This is a genomic window from Bradyrhizobium sp. 190 (genome assembly GCF_023073415.1).
In the GTDB taxonomy this organism is placed as follows: domain Bacteria; phylum Pseudomonadota; class Alphaproteobacteria; order Rhizobiales; family Xanthobacteraceae; genus Bradyrhizobium.
Genome location: NZ_JADPJL010000068.1, coordinates 164589 through 181626, shown reverse-complemented (window position 1 = coordinate 181626; position 17038 = coordinate 164589). Strand labels below are relative to the sequence as shown.

The window sequence follows — 17038 nt, the reverse complement described above, 5'->3', positions numbered from 1 at the left end:
ATGGGTATCGCTGCGCTCCACCCATCCTACACGTTAACTTGTGCAACGCTGCTTGCTGCAAATCGCGCGCGCATCAAGATCCAGTTGTCGGCATCATGTCATGCGCTGCTTGGTAGTGAGCATCTGTAGCCGAGCACCGCTTCGCAAGAAATAGAGAGCTAATCGCAGTCGAATTGCTGCATCAAGGCGTGCCATCCGAGGGGCATTGGGATAAGTTTTCGTCGCCTTGGTCCAACATGCCGCCTGCTGTCAACCACATATCCGGTGGAGCCAATGCAGCAGATTTCAGACTGGCTCGATAAGCTTGGGCTTGGACAATACGCGCTGCGTTTTGCCGAGAACGGGATTGATCTTGGTGTCCTTCCCGAACTGACGGACCAGGACTTCGACAGGCTCGGTGTCCTGCTCGGCCATCGACGTAAAATGCTGCGCGCGATCGTCGAACTCAAACAAGGCGAACTGGTCGCCGAGCCGGCGCTTCAGCATGCTGCCGAGCGGCGCCACCTCACCGTCATGTTCTGCGATCTGGTAGGCTCGACCGCGCTCTCGGCTCGCCTCGATCCCGAGGACATGTGGGAAGTGATCCGCGCCTATCGGGCCGCCTGCGCGAGGGTGATTGCCACTTACGACGGCAGTCTCGCCAGGTTTGTGGGCGACGGCATACTCGTCTATTTCGGCTATCCCCGCGCACACGAGGATGACGCGGAGCGCGCAGTGCGAGCGGGGCTCGACATCATCGCCGCAGTAGGGCCGCTTGAAACGCGCTCGGAACGGGTCGAGGTGCGGATAGCGATCGCGACCGGGCTGGTGGTGGTAGGCGACCTCATCAGCGGAGGCGCGTCAGAGCAGCAGGCAATGGTCGGCGATACACCGAACGTCGCGGCCCGGCTCCAGGGCCTGGCAGAGCCGGGGGCGGTCGTCGTTGCTGCTTCGACGCGCGAGCTGCTTGGCGATCTATTCATTTTTCGCAGCCTCGGCCTCCGGGAGGTCAAGGGCATCGCCGAACCCATCGCGGTCTGGGCGGTCGAAGGTGGAGCTGCATCGGAGAGCCGCTTCGAGGCAGTGCGCACCGCGCGCTCGATGGGCTTTGTCGGCCGCAAGGCGGAGATCGAATTCGCGCTCTCGCGCCAGCAACTGGCGTGGCAGGGCCAGGGCCAAATGGTGCTGATTTCCGGCGAGGCCGGGATCGGCAAATCGCGCATCGTTGCAACGCTCTCCGAAAGCCTCGCATTGGGGACGCACCGCCGGATACGGTATCAGTGCTCGCCCTACCACACGAACAGCGCGCTCCATCCCTTTGTCGCCCAGCTCGAGCGCGCTGCCGGCATCGGGTCACAGGATGCAGCCGAGCAAAAGCTCGACAAGCTTGAGGCAATGCTTGCGCTTGGAACGGACCAGGTCGCTAACGCGACACCGCTCATCGCCGCGCTGCTTTCGATTCCCACCGGCGAGCGTTATCCGCCGCTCGGCTTGAATCCAGTGCAGCAGCGGCGACAGACATTCGCTGCCCTTCTCGACCAGCTTGAGGGTTTGGCGCGGCAGCAACCTGTGTTGATTGTCTGCGAGGACATGCATTGGGCCGACGCCACGACGCTTGAGCTGTTCGATCTTACCGTCGACCGGATCAGGGGGCTGCCGATACTTGTGCTCATGACCTTCCGGCCCGAGTTCGAGCCGCCCTGGGCGGGTCTTCCCAATGTCAGCCTGCTGCGGCTCGATCGGCTTGACCGGCAGGACACGCGCGCTCTGGTCGAGCAGGTGACGGTCGGTCGGAGCCTGCCAGGCGAAATGATGACGCGGATTATCGACAGGACGGATGGCATCCCGCTGTTCGTGGAAGAACTGACCAAGATGGTGCTGGAGTCGGGATTGCTCGTCGAAAACGCCGGGCGCTATCGCCTCGACAATCCGCTACCGCCGCTCGCGATTCCCGCGACGCTGCAGGATTCCCTCATGGCGAGGCTTGACCGGCTGGCGCCGGTCAAGGAAGTGGCACAGATAGGCGCTGCAATTGGCCGCGACTTCTCATACACGCTGTTGCGATGTGTCGCGGGGCGCGATGATCTAACGCTGTGCGTCGCGCTGACGCAGCTCGAAGAGGCCGAACTGCTGTTGCGCCGCGGGACACCGCCGGAAGCGAACTACAGCTTCAAGCATGCGCTCGTTCAGGAAGCAGCTTACGACAGTCTGCTGAAGAGCCGCCGGCAACTGCTGCATCGGCAAATCGGCGACGTTCTGCGTGAGAAGTTTCCGATTGTCGCCGAGACCGAGCCGGAACTGCTGGCATATCACTTCACGGAGGCGGGGCTGAGCGGAATAGCCCTCGAGTGGTGGCGCAAGGCGGGTCAGCAGGCGTTGAAACGCTCGGCATATACCGAAGCGATCGCACATCTCGGCAAGGCGGTTACGATCGCCGATGGCTCGCCCGATGAGCCGCGCCGGGCTATGAGCCGACTCCATCTTCAAATCGCCTATGGCCGCGCGTTACGGGGCAACCTTGGGCACAGCGCCCCCGAAACGGTGGCCGCATGGAAGCGCGCCCGACAGCTCGCAGCCGACATCAATGATCCGGTCGAATTGGCGCCGATCCATTCGGGCCTGTTCAATGCCTGTCTGACCCACGGCGAGATCGCGCCGATGCGGGAGTTGACGGAGGCAATCATGGGCGTCGCCAGGCAGCGGCCGGAATCGCCGGTGGCCGCAGTCGTTGCACACTGGACAACCGGCGTGACCTGCTGGTTCGGCGGCGATTACCTGAACGCGCGACTGCATCTCGAGCGCGCACTTGCGATCTATGAGGCTGAGCCTGACCCGGCGACCTTCAAGGCGTCGGCGCTGGATCTGCCTTTCGTCATCATGAGGTTTCTTGCTCTGGTGCATTGGCCGCTTGGGAGGATCGATCGATCGCGCCGGCTCGCCGCCGACGCGGTGCGCGCGACCGGAGATAAGCCGGCGCTTTCTCAAGCCAATGCGCTCGTTCACAAGGCGGTCTTCGATGGACTATGCGGGGGCGTGTTGCAGGAAACCGAGACGATACTGGCGCTCGCCCTCGCGCGCGACCATACGATGCCGTTGTATGTAGCCGCCGGCAGCTACCTGAACGGCCTGGCAAAGTGGCGCGCCGGCGACCGGACGGGTGGGCTTTCGGAAATGCAGCGGGGCTGGACACTGCTTCACGAGAATGACTGCTACCTCTGCGAACCGTTCTGGGGGATGCAGGTTGCCGCGGCGAATGCGGAGGCCGGGCAAGCTGAAGCTGGCTTGGAAATCTTGCGGGAGTTGATCTCCTCAACAGGACAATCCGGCCAGCATTGGCTCGATGCTGAACTCTATCGCAGCCAGGGTGAGCTGTTGTTGCGGCTTGATCCGCCGAACGTTGCCATGGCCGAAGACACGTTCCGCAGCGCCCTGGAAATCGCCCGCGCCCAGCAGACGAAAACTTTCGCGCTGCGCAGTGCAGTTGGACTTGCGCGCCTCTACCGTGCAAACGGGCGAGCCGAGGCAATACCCGAGCTGCTCGCGCCCGTTCTTGTCGATTTCGACACGGAGCGAGATCTGCCCGAAATCGAAGAAGCGGAAACCCTGCTCAAGCGTGGAGAAGCGGCCGGGCGCGGCAACTGGTGACCGTTGCTGTCGCTACGAATTGCCGGCTAGTCATTCCGTTTAGCGGAAAACGCGGCAGTGTGGTCTGCGCCTTGCCGCTATGGATGCCATGCGGCATGATCGCGGCGAGCAAAATTCAAAAGCCGCAGGCAATGCGGCAGCCGACTAGGGAGGCCTTCCATGAAGAGAGCAATAACGGGCATGTTCGCGGCCGCGCTGGCGATGTCGGCGAGTGCCGCACTGGCGCAGAGCAAGCCGCCGCTCAAGCTTGGCGGCATCCTCGACATGTCCGGACTTTACGCCGATATCACCGGGCCGGGCTCGGAGACCGCCGCGAAGATGGCGGTAGAGGATTTTGGCGGCGAGGTGCTGGGACGCAAGGTCGAGATCGTCGCGGCCGATCATCTCAACAAGGCTGACCTTGCCGCCAGCATAGCGCGCGACATGCTCGACAACCAGGGCGTCGAGATGATCTACGATGTGGCTGCATCCGCCACCGCGCTTGCTGCCGGCGAGATCGCCAAGGCGCGCAACAAGATCATCATGTATAGCGGCCCGGCCTCGATCCGCCTGAGCAACGAGGCCTGCGGCCCCTACACCGTGCATTATTCCTACGACACTTTTGGGCAGGCCAACGTCACCGGGCTCGCCACCGTCAAGTCAGGTTTCGAGACCTGGTACTTCCTCACCGCCGACTATGCGTTCGGCCAGGACCTGGAAAAGGACACCACCAATGTCGTGGTGAAGGCCGGCGGCAAGGTGCTCGGCGGCGTCAAGCACCCGCTCAATACATCGGACTTCTCCTCGTTCCTGCTGCAGGCGCAGAGCTCAAAGGCGAAGGTGGTGGGTCTTGCCAATGCCGGCGGCGACACTATCAACGCGATCAAGCAGGCGGCGGAATTCGGGCTGACCAGGAGCGGTGGCCAGAAGCTCTCGCCGCTGCTCGCGTTCGTGACGGACATCGATAGCGTTGGGCTGGAGACGGCGCAGGGCCTGTTGCTGGCGGAGGCGTTCTACTGGGACCTCAACGACGACACTCGCGCGTTCTCAAAACGCTTTCAGGAGCGCGTCAAGCGGCCGCCGACCGCCGCGCAGGCCAGCGTCTACTCTTCCGTCCTTCACTACCTGAAGGCCGTGAAGGCCGCCGGTACCACGGACGCGGCCGCGGTCATGAAGGTCATGAAGGAGACGCCGGTCAACGACATGTTCGCCAAGAACGGCAAAATCCGTGAGGATGGCCGCATGGTGCACGACATGTATTTGTTCGAGGTCAAGAAGCCGTCTGAATCGAAGGCGCGCTGGGATTATTACAAGCTGCTGGCCACGATCCCCGGCAGCGAGGCGTTCCAGCCGCTGGAAGCCTCGCGCTGCCCGTTGGTGAAGAAGTAAAGCTTCGTAGGGTGGGCAAAGCGCAGCGTGCCCACCATTCCAGCGGCGAAGCTGGTGGGCACGGCGCAAGTGCGCCTTTGCCCACCCTACGGCATCGTCGCAATGACGATGGAAAGTCACGACAACCAACAACAACGAAAGCACGACACATGAGCGCAAACGAAATGGTCCTCCAAAAACTCGAACAGGGCTTGCTCACCATCACCATGAACCGCCCTGACCGGCGCAACGCGCTCAATCCGGACATGACGCGCGGGCTGGTGGAGGCGGCGCGGCGCGCGGCTGAGGATCACGAGGTGCGCGCGGTGCTTTTGAAGGGCGCCGGTGGCACGTTCTGCGTCGGCGGTGACGTCAAGTCGATGGCGGAGGGCAGGGCGGCGCTCGGCTTCGAGGCCAAGATGGCCAATCTGCGCCGCGGCATGGAAGTCTCGCGCATCCTGCACCAGATGCCGAAGCCCGTGGTGGCGCAGGTCGACGGCGCCGCTGCCGGTGCCGGACTTTCGATCGCGCTGTCCTGCGACATGCGTATCGCCAGCGCGTCCTGCAAGATCACGACGGCTTTTGCCAAGGTCGGATTATCGGGCGATTACGGCGGAACGTACTTCCTGACCCAGATGCTCGGCAGCGCCAAGGCGCGTGAGCTTTATCTGATGTCGCCGGTGCTGTCGGCGCAGGAGGCCTACAATCTCGGCATGGTGACAAAAGTGGTGCCGGACGCCGATATCGAAGCCGAGGCGTACGATCTCGCGATGTCGTTGGCGCAGGGGCCGTCGGTGACGCTGGGCTACATCAAGCGCAACATCAACAACGCCGAGACGATGTCGCTGGAAGCCTGCTTCGACGCCGAAGCGATTCACCACTCGCGCTCGGGCGACACTGCCGATCACAAGGAAGCGGCGAAAGCCTTTGTCGAGAAGCGCAAGCCCGTATTTCAGGGGCAGTGAGATGGCCGAATATCTCAGGCTGCGGCAGATTTGTTTGGTGGCGCCGAACCTCGCACCCGTGATCTCGGACATTTCCGCGATCATGGGCCTCAACGTCTGCTACCGCGACGGTAACGTCGCAAAATACGGGCTGGAGAATGTGCTGCTTCCGGTCGACACCATTTTGCTGGAAGTCGTGGCGCCGACCCAGCCGGGCACCGCGGCGGGGCGCTTTCTCGACAAGACCGGCGGGCGTGGCGGCTACATGGCGATCTTCTGCTGCGACGATCCCGACGCGCGCGGCAGGCACGCCAATGCGATGGGTGTGCGGACGGCGAACGTGATCACGCATGCGCCATACCATGGCGTGCAACTGCATCCGCGCGATTGCCGCGCGGCGTTCATCGAGTTCAATCACACCACAGGCAGCGACGATGTGCTGGGACCCTATCCGCCGGCGGGGCCGGACTGGCAGAAAGCGATCCGGAAAGATGTGACGCTGGCGTTGACGGAAGTCGAGATGCAGAGCCCGGATCCGCAAGTGCTAGCGGAGCATTGGGGGAAAATTCTGGGGATCGCTGTCAGCGGCGGCGAGCCCACGTTGAAATTACCCAATGCCAGCTTTCGTTTCGTCAAGGGCGCGAGCGATCTGATGAGCGGGTTGACGTTCAAGGTTGCTGACGTTGCGAAAGTGCGTGATGCAGCCAAGGCAAAGGGCTGCAAGGTGTCGGGCGATGCGTTCGATCTTTGCGGGGTGACGCTCAGGCTTGTGGAGTAGCGAGATCCATCACCGAGTCGTCCCTGCGAAAGCAGGGACCCATAACCGAAGTTAGTGGTGTAGCGAGACATCTACGCACGTGCCTCTTTCGCGGGCCGCGGCGTATGGGTCCCTGCTTTCGCAGGGACGACGTGTTGAGAGGGGCGCGCTAAATCACCGCCCCTTGAAGTTCGCCACTCGGCGTTCGGCAGTCGCCTTGACGCCTTCCTTGAAATCCTCTGTCGCGCGGAGCTTGGTCTGCTCGGCCAGTTCGTGGTTGGTGGCGGCCATGACGCGGTCGGCGAGGCCGGCGCGCATGGTGGCGCGGGTCGAGATCAGGCCGAGCGGCGAGCACTCGGCGATCTCGGCCGCGAGCTTCATCGCTTCGGCCCGCACCTGGTTCTGCGGCACGCAGAGATTGGCGAGGCCCATGCGGGTGGCTTCCTCGCCCGTGATGCGGCGGCTGGTATAGAAAATCAGTTCCGCATTGTTCTTGCCGACCAGTTCGGGAAGCGTCGCGGTCAGGCCAAAGCCGGGATGGAAACCGAGCTTTGTGAAATTGGCGGCGAAGCGCGCTTCGGGGCAGGTGACGCGGAAATCCGCTGAGACCGCCAGTCCAAGCCCGCCGCCGATGGCGGCGCCATGGATGGCGGCGACGACCGGCTTCTTGTTGCGGAAGATGCGTACGGCCTGAACGTAGAGATGGTTGATCGGCAGGTTCGCCGCCGGATCCTTTTGAGCGCTCTCTTCCTGCTCCTGCCGCTTCGGGTCGGAGAAATCGGCGCCGGCGCAGAACGCCTTGCCTTGCGCTGCGAGTACCGAGGCGCGGATTTCGATGTCCTTGTCGAATTCTTCCAGCGCATCCGCGATCTGGTTGATCAGGGAGACGTCGAAGAAGTTGAGGGGCGGCTTGCGGATTTCGATCAGGCCGACATGGCCGTGCTTCTCGACGCCGATATCAGTGTATTTGGTCATGAAGATTCCCTCTTTGAATTAGCGCAGACCAAGCCCGCGCGCTCAGCGCAGGCCGAGCCCGCGAGCGATGATGCCGCGCAGCACTTCGGTGGTGCCGCCCTGGATCGTCAGCTTGGGCGCGGTCTTGATGGCGAAGTCGAGCTGCTTTTCCAGCGTCTCGCGGTTGGTGGCGGTTTCCTCGACGAAAGCGGCGAGGTCGCGCACGCGGTGCGGCAGTTGCTGTTCCCACACCGTGCCGATGTCCTTGACGATGGAGGCTTCCACCACCGGCTCCTTGCCGGCTTGCAGCATGCCCGCCACTGAAACCGACATGCGCCGCATGGTGTGCACCTGTGCCACCAGCCGGCCGATGCCTTCGGCGCTGCGGGTGTCCGGGTTGGTGCCGACGGCGCGGACCAGTTCGGTCAGCACGTAGTAGGTTTCGAGAAAACGTTCCGGGCCCGACCGTTCATAGGCGAGCTCGCTGGTCGCCTGCTTCCAGGCGCCGTCGATTTCGCCGAGCACGTGGTCGTCGGGAACGAAAAAGTCCGTGAAAACCACTTCGTTGAATTCATACTGCCCGGTGATCTGGCCGATCGGGTTCACCTGGATACCCGGCTGCTTCATCTTGACCAGGAACTGCGTCAGGCCGTGGCGGCGGTTTTCCTTGGTCGGCGGTGACGTCCGGAAGATCGCGATCATGTAGTCGGCGATGTGGGCCGAGGAGGTCCAGATCTTGGTGCCGTTGATCAGATAGCCGCCGTTGGTCTTGGTGGCGCGGGTCTTTGCCGCGAACAGATCGGAGCCGGAATTCGGCTCGCTCATGCCGATCGCGAAACATACCTCGCCACGGCAGATGCGCGGCAGGATGTCCATCTTGATGTTCTCGGGCGCGTATTTCAAAAGCACCGGGCCGCTCTGCCGGTCGGCGACGAAGAAGCGCCGTGTCGGCGCGTTCGCGACGCGCATTTCCTCGGTCACCACATAGCGCTCGAGGAACGAACGCTCGTGGCCCCCATATTTCTTCGGCCAGGTCATGCCGAGCCAGCCGCGCGCGCCGACCTTGCGGGAAAATTCCGGCACGTCGGTGTCTTCGCGGTTCGGCTGGTGCGGATCGAAGGTGCCGGCGGCGATTTCTTCCGCAAGGAAGGCGCGCACTTCCTTGCGCAACTGCTCGCATTCGTTCGGCAGGCGGATCGGATCGAAACGGAGGGCTGCGGTCATTTAATGTCTCGACTTCTTAAGCAGGCAAATCGGTGTTGATGTCAGCGCGAGGCCACCAGCGGCCACAACTCATCGGCGCCGCGATTGCATACGAGCTTGCCGAGTTCGACCGCCCAAAAGCTTTCGGAACCGAAATCGTCGCGCCACGCCAGCGCGCGCAACGAATAGCGATGCAGGATATGCTCGTTGGTGAAGCCGATAGCGCCGTGCACCTGATGGGCGATGCCGCCGCCTTTCTCCGCCGCTTCTGCGCAGCGGATTTTTGCCGCCACCGCTTCGAGGAAGACCTCGTCGTTGAAGGAGGTGGCGTTGACAATGGCGTCCGCGGCGGAGGTGGCCGCGGCCAGCGCCGCCGCCGACTCGCCAGCGAGCCGCGCCAGATTGTGCTGCACCGCCTGGAATTTCGAAATCTTCTTTTCGAACGCGACGCGCTCGTTCGAATAGCGCACTGAAATTTCCAGCATAGATTCCAGCGCACCTGCGATCTGCAGGGATCGCGCGACGCCGCCCATCAGCATCAGCCGGGTCTGGTCGAAACCTTTGGGCGCGGGCTTGATCGTGAGCGGCTGCACCTTGTCCAGCGTCACCGTATCCGATTGGTCGCCGCCGAGATTGAGCCCAGTCTCGATCCGGCATTTGCCGGCATCGACCAGCGCAATGGAGACGCTGCCCTTCGCATCGCTCGCGAGCACTGCGAAATGCTTTGCAGCTTTCGCAAACGGCACGCCGCGGGCACGGCCTGAGAGGCTGCCGTCGGCATTGACGGTAATCCGGTCCTTCGGGCTCGCGGGCACCACCGTCATCTCGCCATCGGGCGAAGAAATTTTCGCCTGCGCCAGCAGCCAGCCTGCCAGCATGGTCTCTGCCAGCGGCACCGCGACCGCAAAGCGACCGGCCGCGCTCAACACGCTGAAACCTTCGGCGAGCGAGGCTCCCGAGCCGCCGCAATCTTCGTCCACCCATGACAACGGCAGGCCGGCCTCGGTCAGCGCCTGCCAGAGCGGGGTTTTCCACGCGCCCTTGCTGTCACGATTGATGGTTTGGGCGTCGGCGAGATCGGCGAAGATTTTTTCCGCGGTCTCGGCAACGATGTTCTCACTCTCCGCCACAGCGTTCCCCGATTTGAGATTGGCATGCCAATCCCGACTGATATTGCCGGGTCCGGCTGCGGTCTTTTCTTGCGCTTTATGATGGGCAAAAGCCATAGCCGTGACAAGCGCTGTCCGCAGGGCGGCATGTGGCGGTGGCATGAAGGCCATCAGGCAAAGAATAAATTCCGCGCAACGGATTTCGCGAGTTTGCACTCCGTTCATCGCGGGATATGGTAGCCGTGAAGCCTGTCCACGGGCGGTTCGAAACCCAGCCAAAAGCAACAAGAGGAAATGCGGATGTCGAAGGATGGTTTGTGCGCGATTGTCACCGGTTCTGCCTCGGGCCTCGGGGCCGCTACCGCCGGCATTCTGGCAAAGGGCGGCGCGCGCATCGTCGTCAACTATTCCAACAGCAAGGCGGAAGCTGAAGCGACCGCCGATCTCTGCCGCAGCGCCGGCGCCGAAGTCGTGGTCGTGCAGGGCGACGTATCGCGCGATGAGGACTGCAAGAAGATTGCGGCTGCGGCAGCAGCCTGGGGCCGTCTCGACGTGCTGGTCAACAATGCCGGCACCACCAAGCATGTGCCGCATCACGATCTCGACGGGCTTTCGGCTGAGGATTTTCAGCGCATCTACGCCGTCAACACGATCGGCCCGTTCCAGATGATCCGCGCCGCGCGTGCGCAGCTCGAGGCTGGCGCGAAAGCCTCCGGCCTGCCGTCGGCCGTCGTCAATGTATCGTCGGTCGCCGGCATTTCCGGCGGCGGCTCCTCGGTCGCCTATGCCGCGAGCAAGGGCGCGCTCAACACCATGACGCAATCGCTGGCACGCGCGTTGGCGCCCTTGATCCGCGTCAACACGGTGTGCCCCGGCTATATCGATACGCCCTGGTTCACCAAGGGCCGCGGCGAGGCCGGCGCGAAAGCGGTGCGCGACGCCGTGGTGGCGAAGGTGCCGCTGAAGGTCGCTTCGACGGCGGAGGATATCGCGCAGCTGGTGTGCTTCCTGGCCTCACCGGCATCGAGCAACATGACCGGGGAGTTCGTTCGCATGGATGCAGGCATGCATCTGGTGTTGTGACGCGCGGACGTCATTGTAAAATTGTAGGGTGGGCAAAGCGAAGCGTGCCCACCATCATCACCGCAAGAAAAATGGTGGGCACGGCGCAAGGGCGCCTTTGCCCACCCTACGCAGCGACGACGGCGGAGAGCACCGTCACCTGTTACCCGGATCGGAAATCATTCCCCTCGCCACCAGCCGGTTCCAGATGAACAGCACCACCAGCGCGCCGATGGTGGCGGTGATGAAGCCGGCGCCCTGATCGGGGCCATAATGGCCGATTGCCTGGCCGATCCAGGTCGCCAGAAACGCGCCGGCAATGCCGAGCACCGTGGTCAGGATGAAGCCGGTCGGATTGTTCTGGCCCGGCGAAAGGATACGCGCGATGATCCCTGCGACAAAACCGACGACGATGATCCAGATAATGCCGCTCATTGCTGTCCCTCCAATGCGTCGATGGTAAAGCAGCGCGGCGCGGTCTGCGCGCCACGCTGAAGTGGCGTCAAATCCAGCGCGACATTTCGTTCTCGTCCGGCAGCCGTCCGTCCGGCGTCAGTTTGTTGACGACGTCGGGTAGAAACTGGCTGAGGCCTTGCAGCAAATCGTTGCGCTCGAGGCCGCTTTGGGAGGCGAGGGACTCGATCTGGTCGGCACCGAGCGCGTTAGCGAGATCGCCGGGCGCGACCTGCTTGTTGGGGCCGTTGCTGACCCAGGAGTCGGCCTGATCGCCAAGGCCATTCTGTTGCAACTGCTTCATGAGGTCACCGAGGCCGCCGCTCAGGATGGTGCCGGCCGCGCCGCCCGCGAGCAGACCGCCCAATCCGCCCTTGAGCATGTCGCTCATACCGCCCGCGCCGCCGCCGGGCATGCCGGCAGTCACATTGCCGGGTGCAGGAGCGGGTGCGGGTCGCGGTGCGGAGCCGGCCTGATTGCCGGTGAAATGCTTGATGCCTTTCCAGGCCAATAGCGCCAGGATCGCCATCGTCATCGGCGACATGCCGCCGCCGCTATCGGATTGTGCGCTGGGGGTGCTGGGGCCGCGCGGGCCGTTCTGCATGCCGTTGAGTACGTCGAGTAAACCCATGGTCGTCTCCTCTGCGTAGCCCCGCGTGGAACATAACGGTGGCGTATGACGGTTACAAGGAGCGGGCGGCCAGCGCCTGCGATAGTCACGGTCCCTGCGCTCTGCTATTTGAAAGCCCGGTGCAACTCGTTGGTGACGAAATGGTTTCGGGCCAAACGATCGGTATTGCGGGAGCGGGCAGCATCGGCTGCTTCGTCGGCGGCATGCTGGCGGCTGGCGGCCGCCGCATTGCGCTGCTGGCGCGTCCGCGCGTGATCGCTGAAATCGAAGCAGGCGGCTTGCGGCCGACGAGTTTTGAAGGTTTGGACCAAACCATCATGCGCGATCGGTTCGCATTGTCGGAAAATCCGTCGATATTTGAGGACGCCGGCATCGTACTCGTCACGGTGAAGAGCGCGGATACCGCTGCGATGGCCGACATCATCGCCAAGCACGCACCACCAGATGCCGTCATCGTCAGCCTGCAGAACGGCGTCGGCAATGCAGCCGTCCTGCGTCATCATCTGCCGGGGCGGCGCGTGCTCGGCGGCATGGTGCCGTTCAACGTGATGGCACTCGGCAACGGGCGGTTTCATCGCGCGACCTCAGGCGACATCGTCATCGAGCAGGATGAGGCGCGCACCGCCGACAAGCTGTCGGTGGACGGCCTGACGATGCGGCCGACTGACAACATTGACGGCGTGCAATGGGGCAAGCTGCTGCTCAATCTCAACAACGCGCTCAATGCGCTGGCCGACCTGCCGCTGCGCCGGCAACTCAGCTCCCGGCCATGGCGGCGATTATTCGCCGATCAGCTGGCGGAAGGTTTGGCTGCGATCCGCGCCGAGGGCATCAAACCGATCTCGGCGACGCCGATCCCGCCTGCGTTGATGCCGTCGCTGCTGCGCCTGCCCAATATCATCTTCGAACCGATGCTGGGACGGACGATGAAGATCGATCCCGAGGCGCGCTCGTCGATGTGGGAGGATCTGAAACAGGGCCGGCGCACCGAGATTGATTATCTGCAGGGCGTCATCACCGAGATCGCCGACCGGCGTGGGCTCGCGGCGCCGCTGTCGCGCCGGATCGTGAAACTGATCCGGCAGGCCGAGCGCGCCGCCAAGGGCTCGCCCGGCCTGACGCCGGAGCAGATTCGCGCGGTGAATTGATTTGGCTGAGCGCGCCCGACTTGCTTGAAGTGGCTGGCCAAGCGATTTCAGGGCCGAGGGAGAAACGAATGAAACGAACGGGTCTGGCGCTACAGGTGGTGACCGCCCTGGCCGTCTGGGCGTCACTGACGCCCGCGCAGGCCGTGCCGCCGACGGTGACGCCGTCGCCGGGCTATGATGCACGGCTGCAGGAGCAGCGGGCGGCGCAGCGCAGGCATGTCGAGCCCGCGTTCAAACCGGCCGTAAAGCGCCGCGGCAAGAAGGTGCCCACGCATTGATCTGGAAACTCTGGGCGATGATGATCACGGATTGACGTGAAGTATCCCCACGTCGTCCCTGCGAACGCAGGGACCCATACCGCGTGATCTATCGATAAGGCAGAACGGCAGACGTCATCTCAAGACAATTGAAGCCGGTGGCTATGGGTCCCTGCGTTCGCAGGGACGACAGAAAATATCTAGCTCTTCTTCTGCTTGGTCGCCGCCTGCTGCTGCTGCTGTGGGTTGAGCAGCCTTTTCAGCTCGTTGACTTTCTCTGAAAGCCGCGGCCATTCACACGAGAACTGGTTCTTGGCGCATTGGGCAGCCCTGATGCGCGCCGCCTGCTTGACCGGACTTGCCACCGGCACCGGCACCTTTTCGGTTTCAGCCGGTGGAGGAGATACCTGTTCGGTGCGCAGCGAGACCTGCTGCCACGCCTGCACTGGCGGCGGCTCCGGCTGTTGCTGCTTGGCCGCCAGCGCGGCGGCGATGTTGCTGCGCCGCTCGCGCTCGAGGTAGGCGGTATATTGCTCGTCGATTCTCTTCTGCTCTTCCGGCGTCGGGTTGGGGCCTGCGATGTCGAAGGTCCGGTCCTGCATGAAATCGTAATAGGTGTAACCGCCACCCGGCTTGCGGCGGCCAGCGAAGTTCGCGTTGCATTCGGCGAGCTTCGCCGTCTTTTCTTCCTTGGTCTTCGCCTTCTCGGCCACGTCAGCGCAGGATTCGAAATCGACAGGCGCGCTGCGCCACCACTGCGCGTCGCAGCGCACCGGAGCCAGCACGACGAGGCTCCCGATGGTGGCAACAACAAACGAAGATGTACGTGAGGCGATCACGGACGGTATTCTCCAGTCGAATTCTCTAGGGAACTTTGATTGAGTCGATTGTCATCATTTTGGCAGCGCTGTCACCCCGAAACTGCACGGCTTTCCCGCTGTCGTTGTGACCTTATCCGGTGGATGTGACTGACGGAACACAGTGCTATGTCGTTGACAATTATTGAATAAATTCAACGACAAATCGAGTTGCCCGCACCGATGCTGCAGTGATTCTAAGTGGGCGAGTCGATAAGCACGCCACATTGTGGCAACAATCAGTCAGCCCCGCGCGCGCGGGCCAGGGTGCGCGATGCCGTTTCATGGAACGTCGCGCGATAGAGCCTTGCAAATTCGCCCATGTGATGGAAGCCGTTGGCTCGGGCGCACGACGTCACGGTGATGGCGTCGGATCCTTTCACGAGTTGTGCACGGGCCGACCAGAGCTGCTTGAGACGCAGATAGCGATGCAGGCTCATGCCGCGAACGCTCGCCACCGCCGTGCCCAGCGTTCTGACCGACACGCCGCATTGTTCGGCGAGGTCGGCGCTGTAGATCGGCGAGGCGGCATGAAAGGCGACATAGTCGTCGACCCTGCGAACGAGGCGGCAATAGCTCCTGCTTGCAAGCCGGCCCGCCACTTCCGGTGGCCTGCTTCGGCGGAACATCTCGTCGATGGCGAGCAGCAGGCTTTCCTGGAGGGCAAGCGCCGAGCGCGGCACCTGCAACAGATCGGGTCTGGCGGAAGCCGTCTGCAAAATACCTGTCGTGACGGATCTGACTGTCGCCAGAGCGTCAGGGTCCGGCGTGAACGGACACAACTCGTCCGGCGTATCGAACCATTCCCGATCCTGCAGGCCAGCGCCAAGGGTAATGATCGCGTGCAGCGATCCACGGGGTTCGACGAACTGCAAATCCAGATTGCCGCGCATGCCGATAAACGTCGGACGGTTCACGGACATGCCGTTGACGGACACCTCGTAATTGTCCTCGATCTGGAAGATGACGACGCCATGCGCCGCGCGGTAGCTGACATCAACGATGCGGGGAAACGAGGTGAGCACGGTGATCTGGCAGAACGGCAACTGCACCATCGCGCGCGCGGTATGGAAATTCGCAAGATTCAGCGGGACGCTGCGCGCATCGGCGACGAACTCGACGGGCCGGAAGGCGTCGATGTCGGAAAATTGCGTGATCGAAAGCGCCGGTGAAGGCGAAAGGTTCTGGAACAGCATCTCGAGGTGACCGGCGCCCGAATCGTCGAATCCGGTCCTTAACGTCGAACGTTCTGGTTAACTTCGTGTTAACAAGTGTGGCCGATGCATCTGCGATGCAGGCCCGGCTGCATGAACATGGCTGTGCGTTCGATACCGAAGGCGGCGGAAAACTGCCAAGGAATTAGAAGGGCTTGGCCGGCGGCGAGGCGACGGCCGGGCCGCCGGTCCAGGCGGAGGCGACGTGTTGCAAATCCATTATAGCTGCTCATGAGGAATGCTATTTGTTTTGCGGCACCGGAAGATTTCATGGTGTTGCGCCAGGCGGGTGGCCCGAGCCACCGGTTCAGTGCGCAGCTTAGCTCACCGCGGCGCCGGCGGGCAGAGTGGCAGAACAATCGCAAGGGGGAAACAGACTGCATGAGCATCACCACGGCCATGACCAGCGTGCCGAAGCCCGCGTCCGATCTGATCGAGGCGTTCAGGAACGCGCCTACCTCGGTCATCAGCGACAATCTTGCCCGACTGCCGGGCGCCGTGGGCCTGCGCCCGTTCCATCGCGGCAGCAAGCTGGTGGGCATAGCGTTCACCGTGCGCACGCGGCCGGGTGACAATCTTGCGATTCACCGGGCGCTTGAACTCGTCGGGCCGGGCGACGTGATCGTGGTCGATGGCGGCGGCGACGAGACGCGGGCGCTGGTCGGCGAGATCATGAAGAACATCGCCGAATACAGGGGCGCCGCGGGTTACGTGATCGACGGCGCGATCCGCGACGTCGCGGCCTTCGCCGCATCCGACTTTCCCTGCTTTGCCCGCACGGCGATCCACCGCGGGCCCTACAAGAGCGGACCGGGAGAAATCAACGTGCCGGTATCCATCGGCGGCTCTGTGATCTCCCCCGGCGATATCGTGGTCGGCGACGAGGACGGCGTGGTGTCGTTTCCGGCCTCGATTGCAACCACCGTGCTGGAGGCGGTCCGCGCCCAGATCGCGCGCGAGGAGGATACACTCCTTGCGATCCGCGAAGGCCGCTACCAGGGCAGCTACGGCAAGTCTTGAAGCGCCGAAATGGAAGCGCAACTGCGCTTGAGGGAGAAACGATGAGTCAGAAGGACGAGTTTCACAATCTGGATAATCCAGCCGACGGCTTGTTTCGCGAACTCGCGTCCGGGGTCACGACGCGGATCTTCTCCGGCGAGCACGCGATGCTGTCGGTGGTGACGCTGGCGCCGCACGCGCAAGGCACCCTGCATCATCACCCCGAGGAGCAATGGGGCGTGCTGCTCGATGGCTCGGCCATCCGCGTCCAGGGGGATGAGGAAATTCCGGTCAGGAAGGGCGATTTCTGGCGCACGCCGGGAAATGTGCCGCACACGATGCGGGCTGGACCGGACGGCGCGCGCGTGCTTGACATCTTCAGCCCGCCGCGGCCCGAGTACAAAAAGGCCGGATCCGGCTTCGGCACTTAGGTAAAGTCTGCGAACAAAACAAAAAAATCGCAGCCACAATCGGGAGGA

16 protein-coding genes are annotated in these 17038 nt (G+C 63.0%); 9 read left to right on the top strand and 7 right to left on the bottom strand.

The features are described from left to right. Positions 1-273: 273 nt before the first annotated feature. The 4 genes from IVB22_RS35945 to IVB22_RS35930 all read left to right on the top strand — a co-directional run bounded on the left by IVB22_RS35945 (position 274) and on the right by IVB22_RS35930 (position 6693). Positions 274-3624, top strand: coding sequence for an adenylate/guanylate cyclase domain-containing protein (locus tag IVB22_RS35945; RefSeq protein WP_247521869.1), 3351 nt, complete (start codon positions 274-276; stop codon positions 3622-3624). Between the two features lie 180 nt (positions 3625-3804). Next, on the top strand, positions 3805-4992 hold the full coding sequence (locus IVB22_RS35940; RefSeq protein WP_374207832.1) for an ABC transporter substrate-binding protein: 1188 nt from the start codon (positions 3805-3807) through the stop codon (positions 4990-4992). Positions 4993-5141: 149 nt separating this feature from the next. Next, a complete protein-coding gene (locus IVB22_RS35935) occupies positions 5142-5936 on the top strand; it encodes an enoyl-CoA hydratase (protein WP_247521867.1) in 795 nt (264 codons plus the stop codon). 1 nt (position 5937) lies between these two features. Further along, positions 5938-6693 (top strand): hypothetical protein, encoded by a 756-nt coding sequence (locus tag IVB22_RS35930; RefSeq protein ID WP_247521866.1) that lies wholly within the window; start codon positions 5938-5940, stop codon positions 6691-6693. Positions 6694-6846: 153 nt separating this feature from the next. Here the strand turns inward: IVB22_RS35930 and IVB22_RS35925 are convergent, their stop codons facing one another. From IVB22_RS35925 to IVB22_RS35915, 3 genes are read right to left on the bottom strand one after another with little or no spacing between them, the layout of a single operon-like run. After that, a complete protein-coding gene (locus IVB22_RS35925; RefSeq protein WP_247521865.1) occupies positions 6847-7647 on the bottom strand; it encodes an enoyl-CoA hydratase/isomerase family protein in 801 nt (266 codons plus the stop codon). Positions 7648-7689: 42 nt separating this feature from the next. After that, the gene (locus tag IVB22_RS35920) at positions 7690-8850 is read right to left on the bottom strand and encodes an acyl-CoA dehydrogenase family protein (RefSeq protein WP_247521864.1); all 1161 of its coding nucleotides are present in this window, start codon (positions 8848-8850) and stop codon (positions 7690-7692) included. A 41-nt stretch (positions 8851-8891) separates the two neighbouring features. Then, complete coding sequence (locus IVB22_RS35915; RefSeq protein WP_247521863.1) at positions 8892-9959, bottom strand: acyl-CoA dehydrogenase family protein; 1068 nt, start codon at positions 9957-9959, stop codon at positions 8892-8894. 279 nt (positions 9960-10238) lie between these two features. Between IVB22_RS35915 and IVB22_RS35910 the strand changes: the two genes are divergently transcribed. Then, positions 10239-11021 (top strand): SDR family NAD(P)-dependent oxidoreductase, encoded by a 783-nt coding sequence (locus IVB22_RS35910; RefSeq protein WP_247521862.1) that lies wholly within the window; start codon positions 10239-10241, stop codon positions 11019-11021. 135 nt (positions 11022-11156) lie between these two features. Here IVB22_RS35910 and IVB22_RS35905 read toward each other — a convergent pair whose 3' ends face one another. Both IVB22_RS35905 and IVB22_RS35900 read right to left on the bottom strand, forming a co-directional pair. After that, positions 11157-11435 (bottom strand): GlsB/YeaQ/YmgE family stress response membrane protein, encoded by a 279-nt coding sequence (locus IVB22_RS35905; RefSeq protein ID WP_247521861.1) that lies wholly within the window; start codon positions 11433-11435, stop codon positions 11157-11159. A gap of 67 nt (positions 11436-11502) precedes the next feature. Further along, complete coding sequence (locus IVB22_RS35900) at positions 11503-12084, bottom strand: YidB family protein (protein WP_247521860.1); 582 nt, start codon at positions 12082-12084, stop codon at positions 11503-11505. 140 nt (positions 12085-12224) lie between these two features. Between IVB22_RS35900 and IVB22_RS35895 the strand changes: the two genes are divergently transcribed. After that, complete coding sequence (locus IVB22_RS35895; protein ID WP_247521859.1) at positions 12225-13232, top strand: 2-dehydropantoate 2-reductase; 1008 nt, start codon at positions 12225-12227, stop codon at positions 13230-13232. Positions 13233-13300: 68 nt separating this feature from the next. Further along, complete coding sequence (locus tag IVB22_RS35890) at positions 13301-13510, top strand: hypothetical protein (RefSeq protein WP_247521858.1); 210 nt, start codon at positions 13301-13303, stop codon at positions 13508-13510. A gap of 179 nt (positions 13511-13689) precedes the next feature. Here IVB22_RS35890 and IVB22_RS35885 read toward each other — a convergent pair whose 3' ends face one another. Beyond that, positions 13690-14337, bottom strand: coding sequence for a hypothetical protein (locus IVB22_RS35885; protein ID WP_247522084.1), 648 nt, complete (start codon positions 14335-14337; stop codon positions 13690-13692). Between the two features lie 248 nt (positions 14338-14585). Continuing rightward, entirely contained in the window at positions 14586-15542 is a 957-nt protein-coding gene (locus IVB22_RS35880; protein WP_247521857.1) for a helix-turn-helix domain-containing protein, read from the bottom strand. 399 nt (positions 15543-15941) lie between these two features. On the opposite strand from IVB22_RS35880, the gene IVB22_RS35875 reads away from it, so the two are divergent. Further along, a complete protein-coding gene (locus tag IVB22_RS35875; RefSeq protein WP_247521856.1) occupies positions 15942-16580 on the top strand; it encodes an RraA family protein in 639 nt (212 codons plus the stop codon). Positions 16581-16621: 41 nt separating this feature from the next. Further along, a complete protein-coding gene (locus IVB22_RS35870) occupies positions 16622-16990 on the top strand; it encodes a cupin domain-containing protein (protein ID WP_247521855.1) in 369 nt (122 codons plus the stop codon). The last annotated feature ends 48 nt before the right edge of the window (positions 16991-17038 follow it).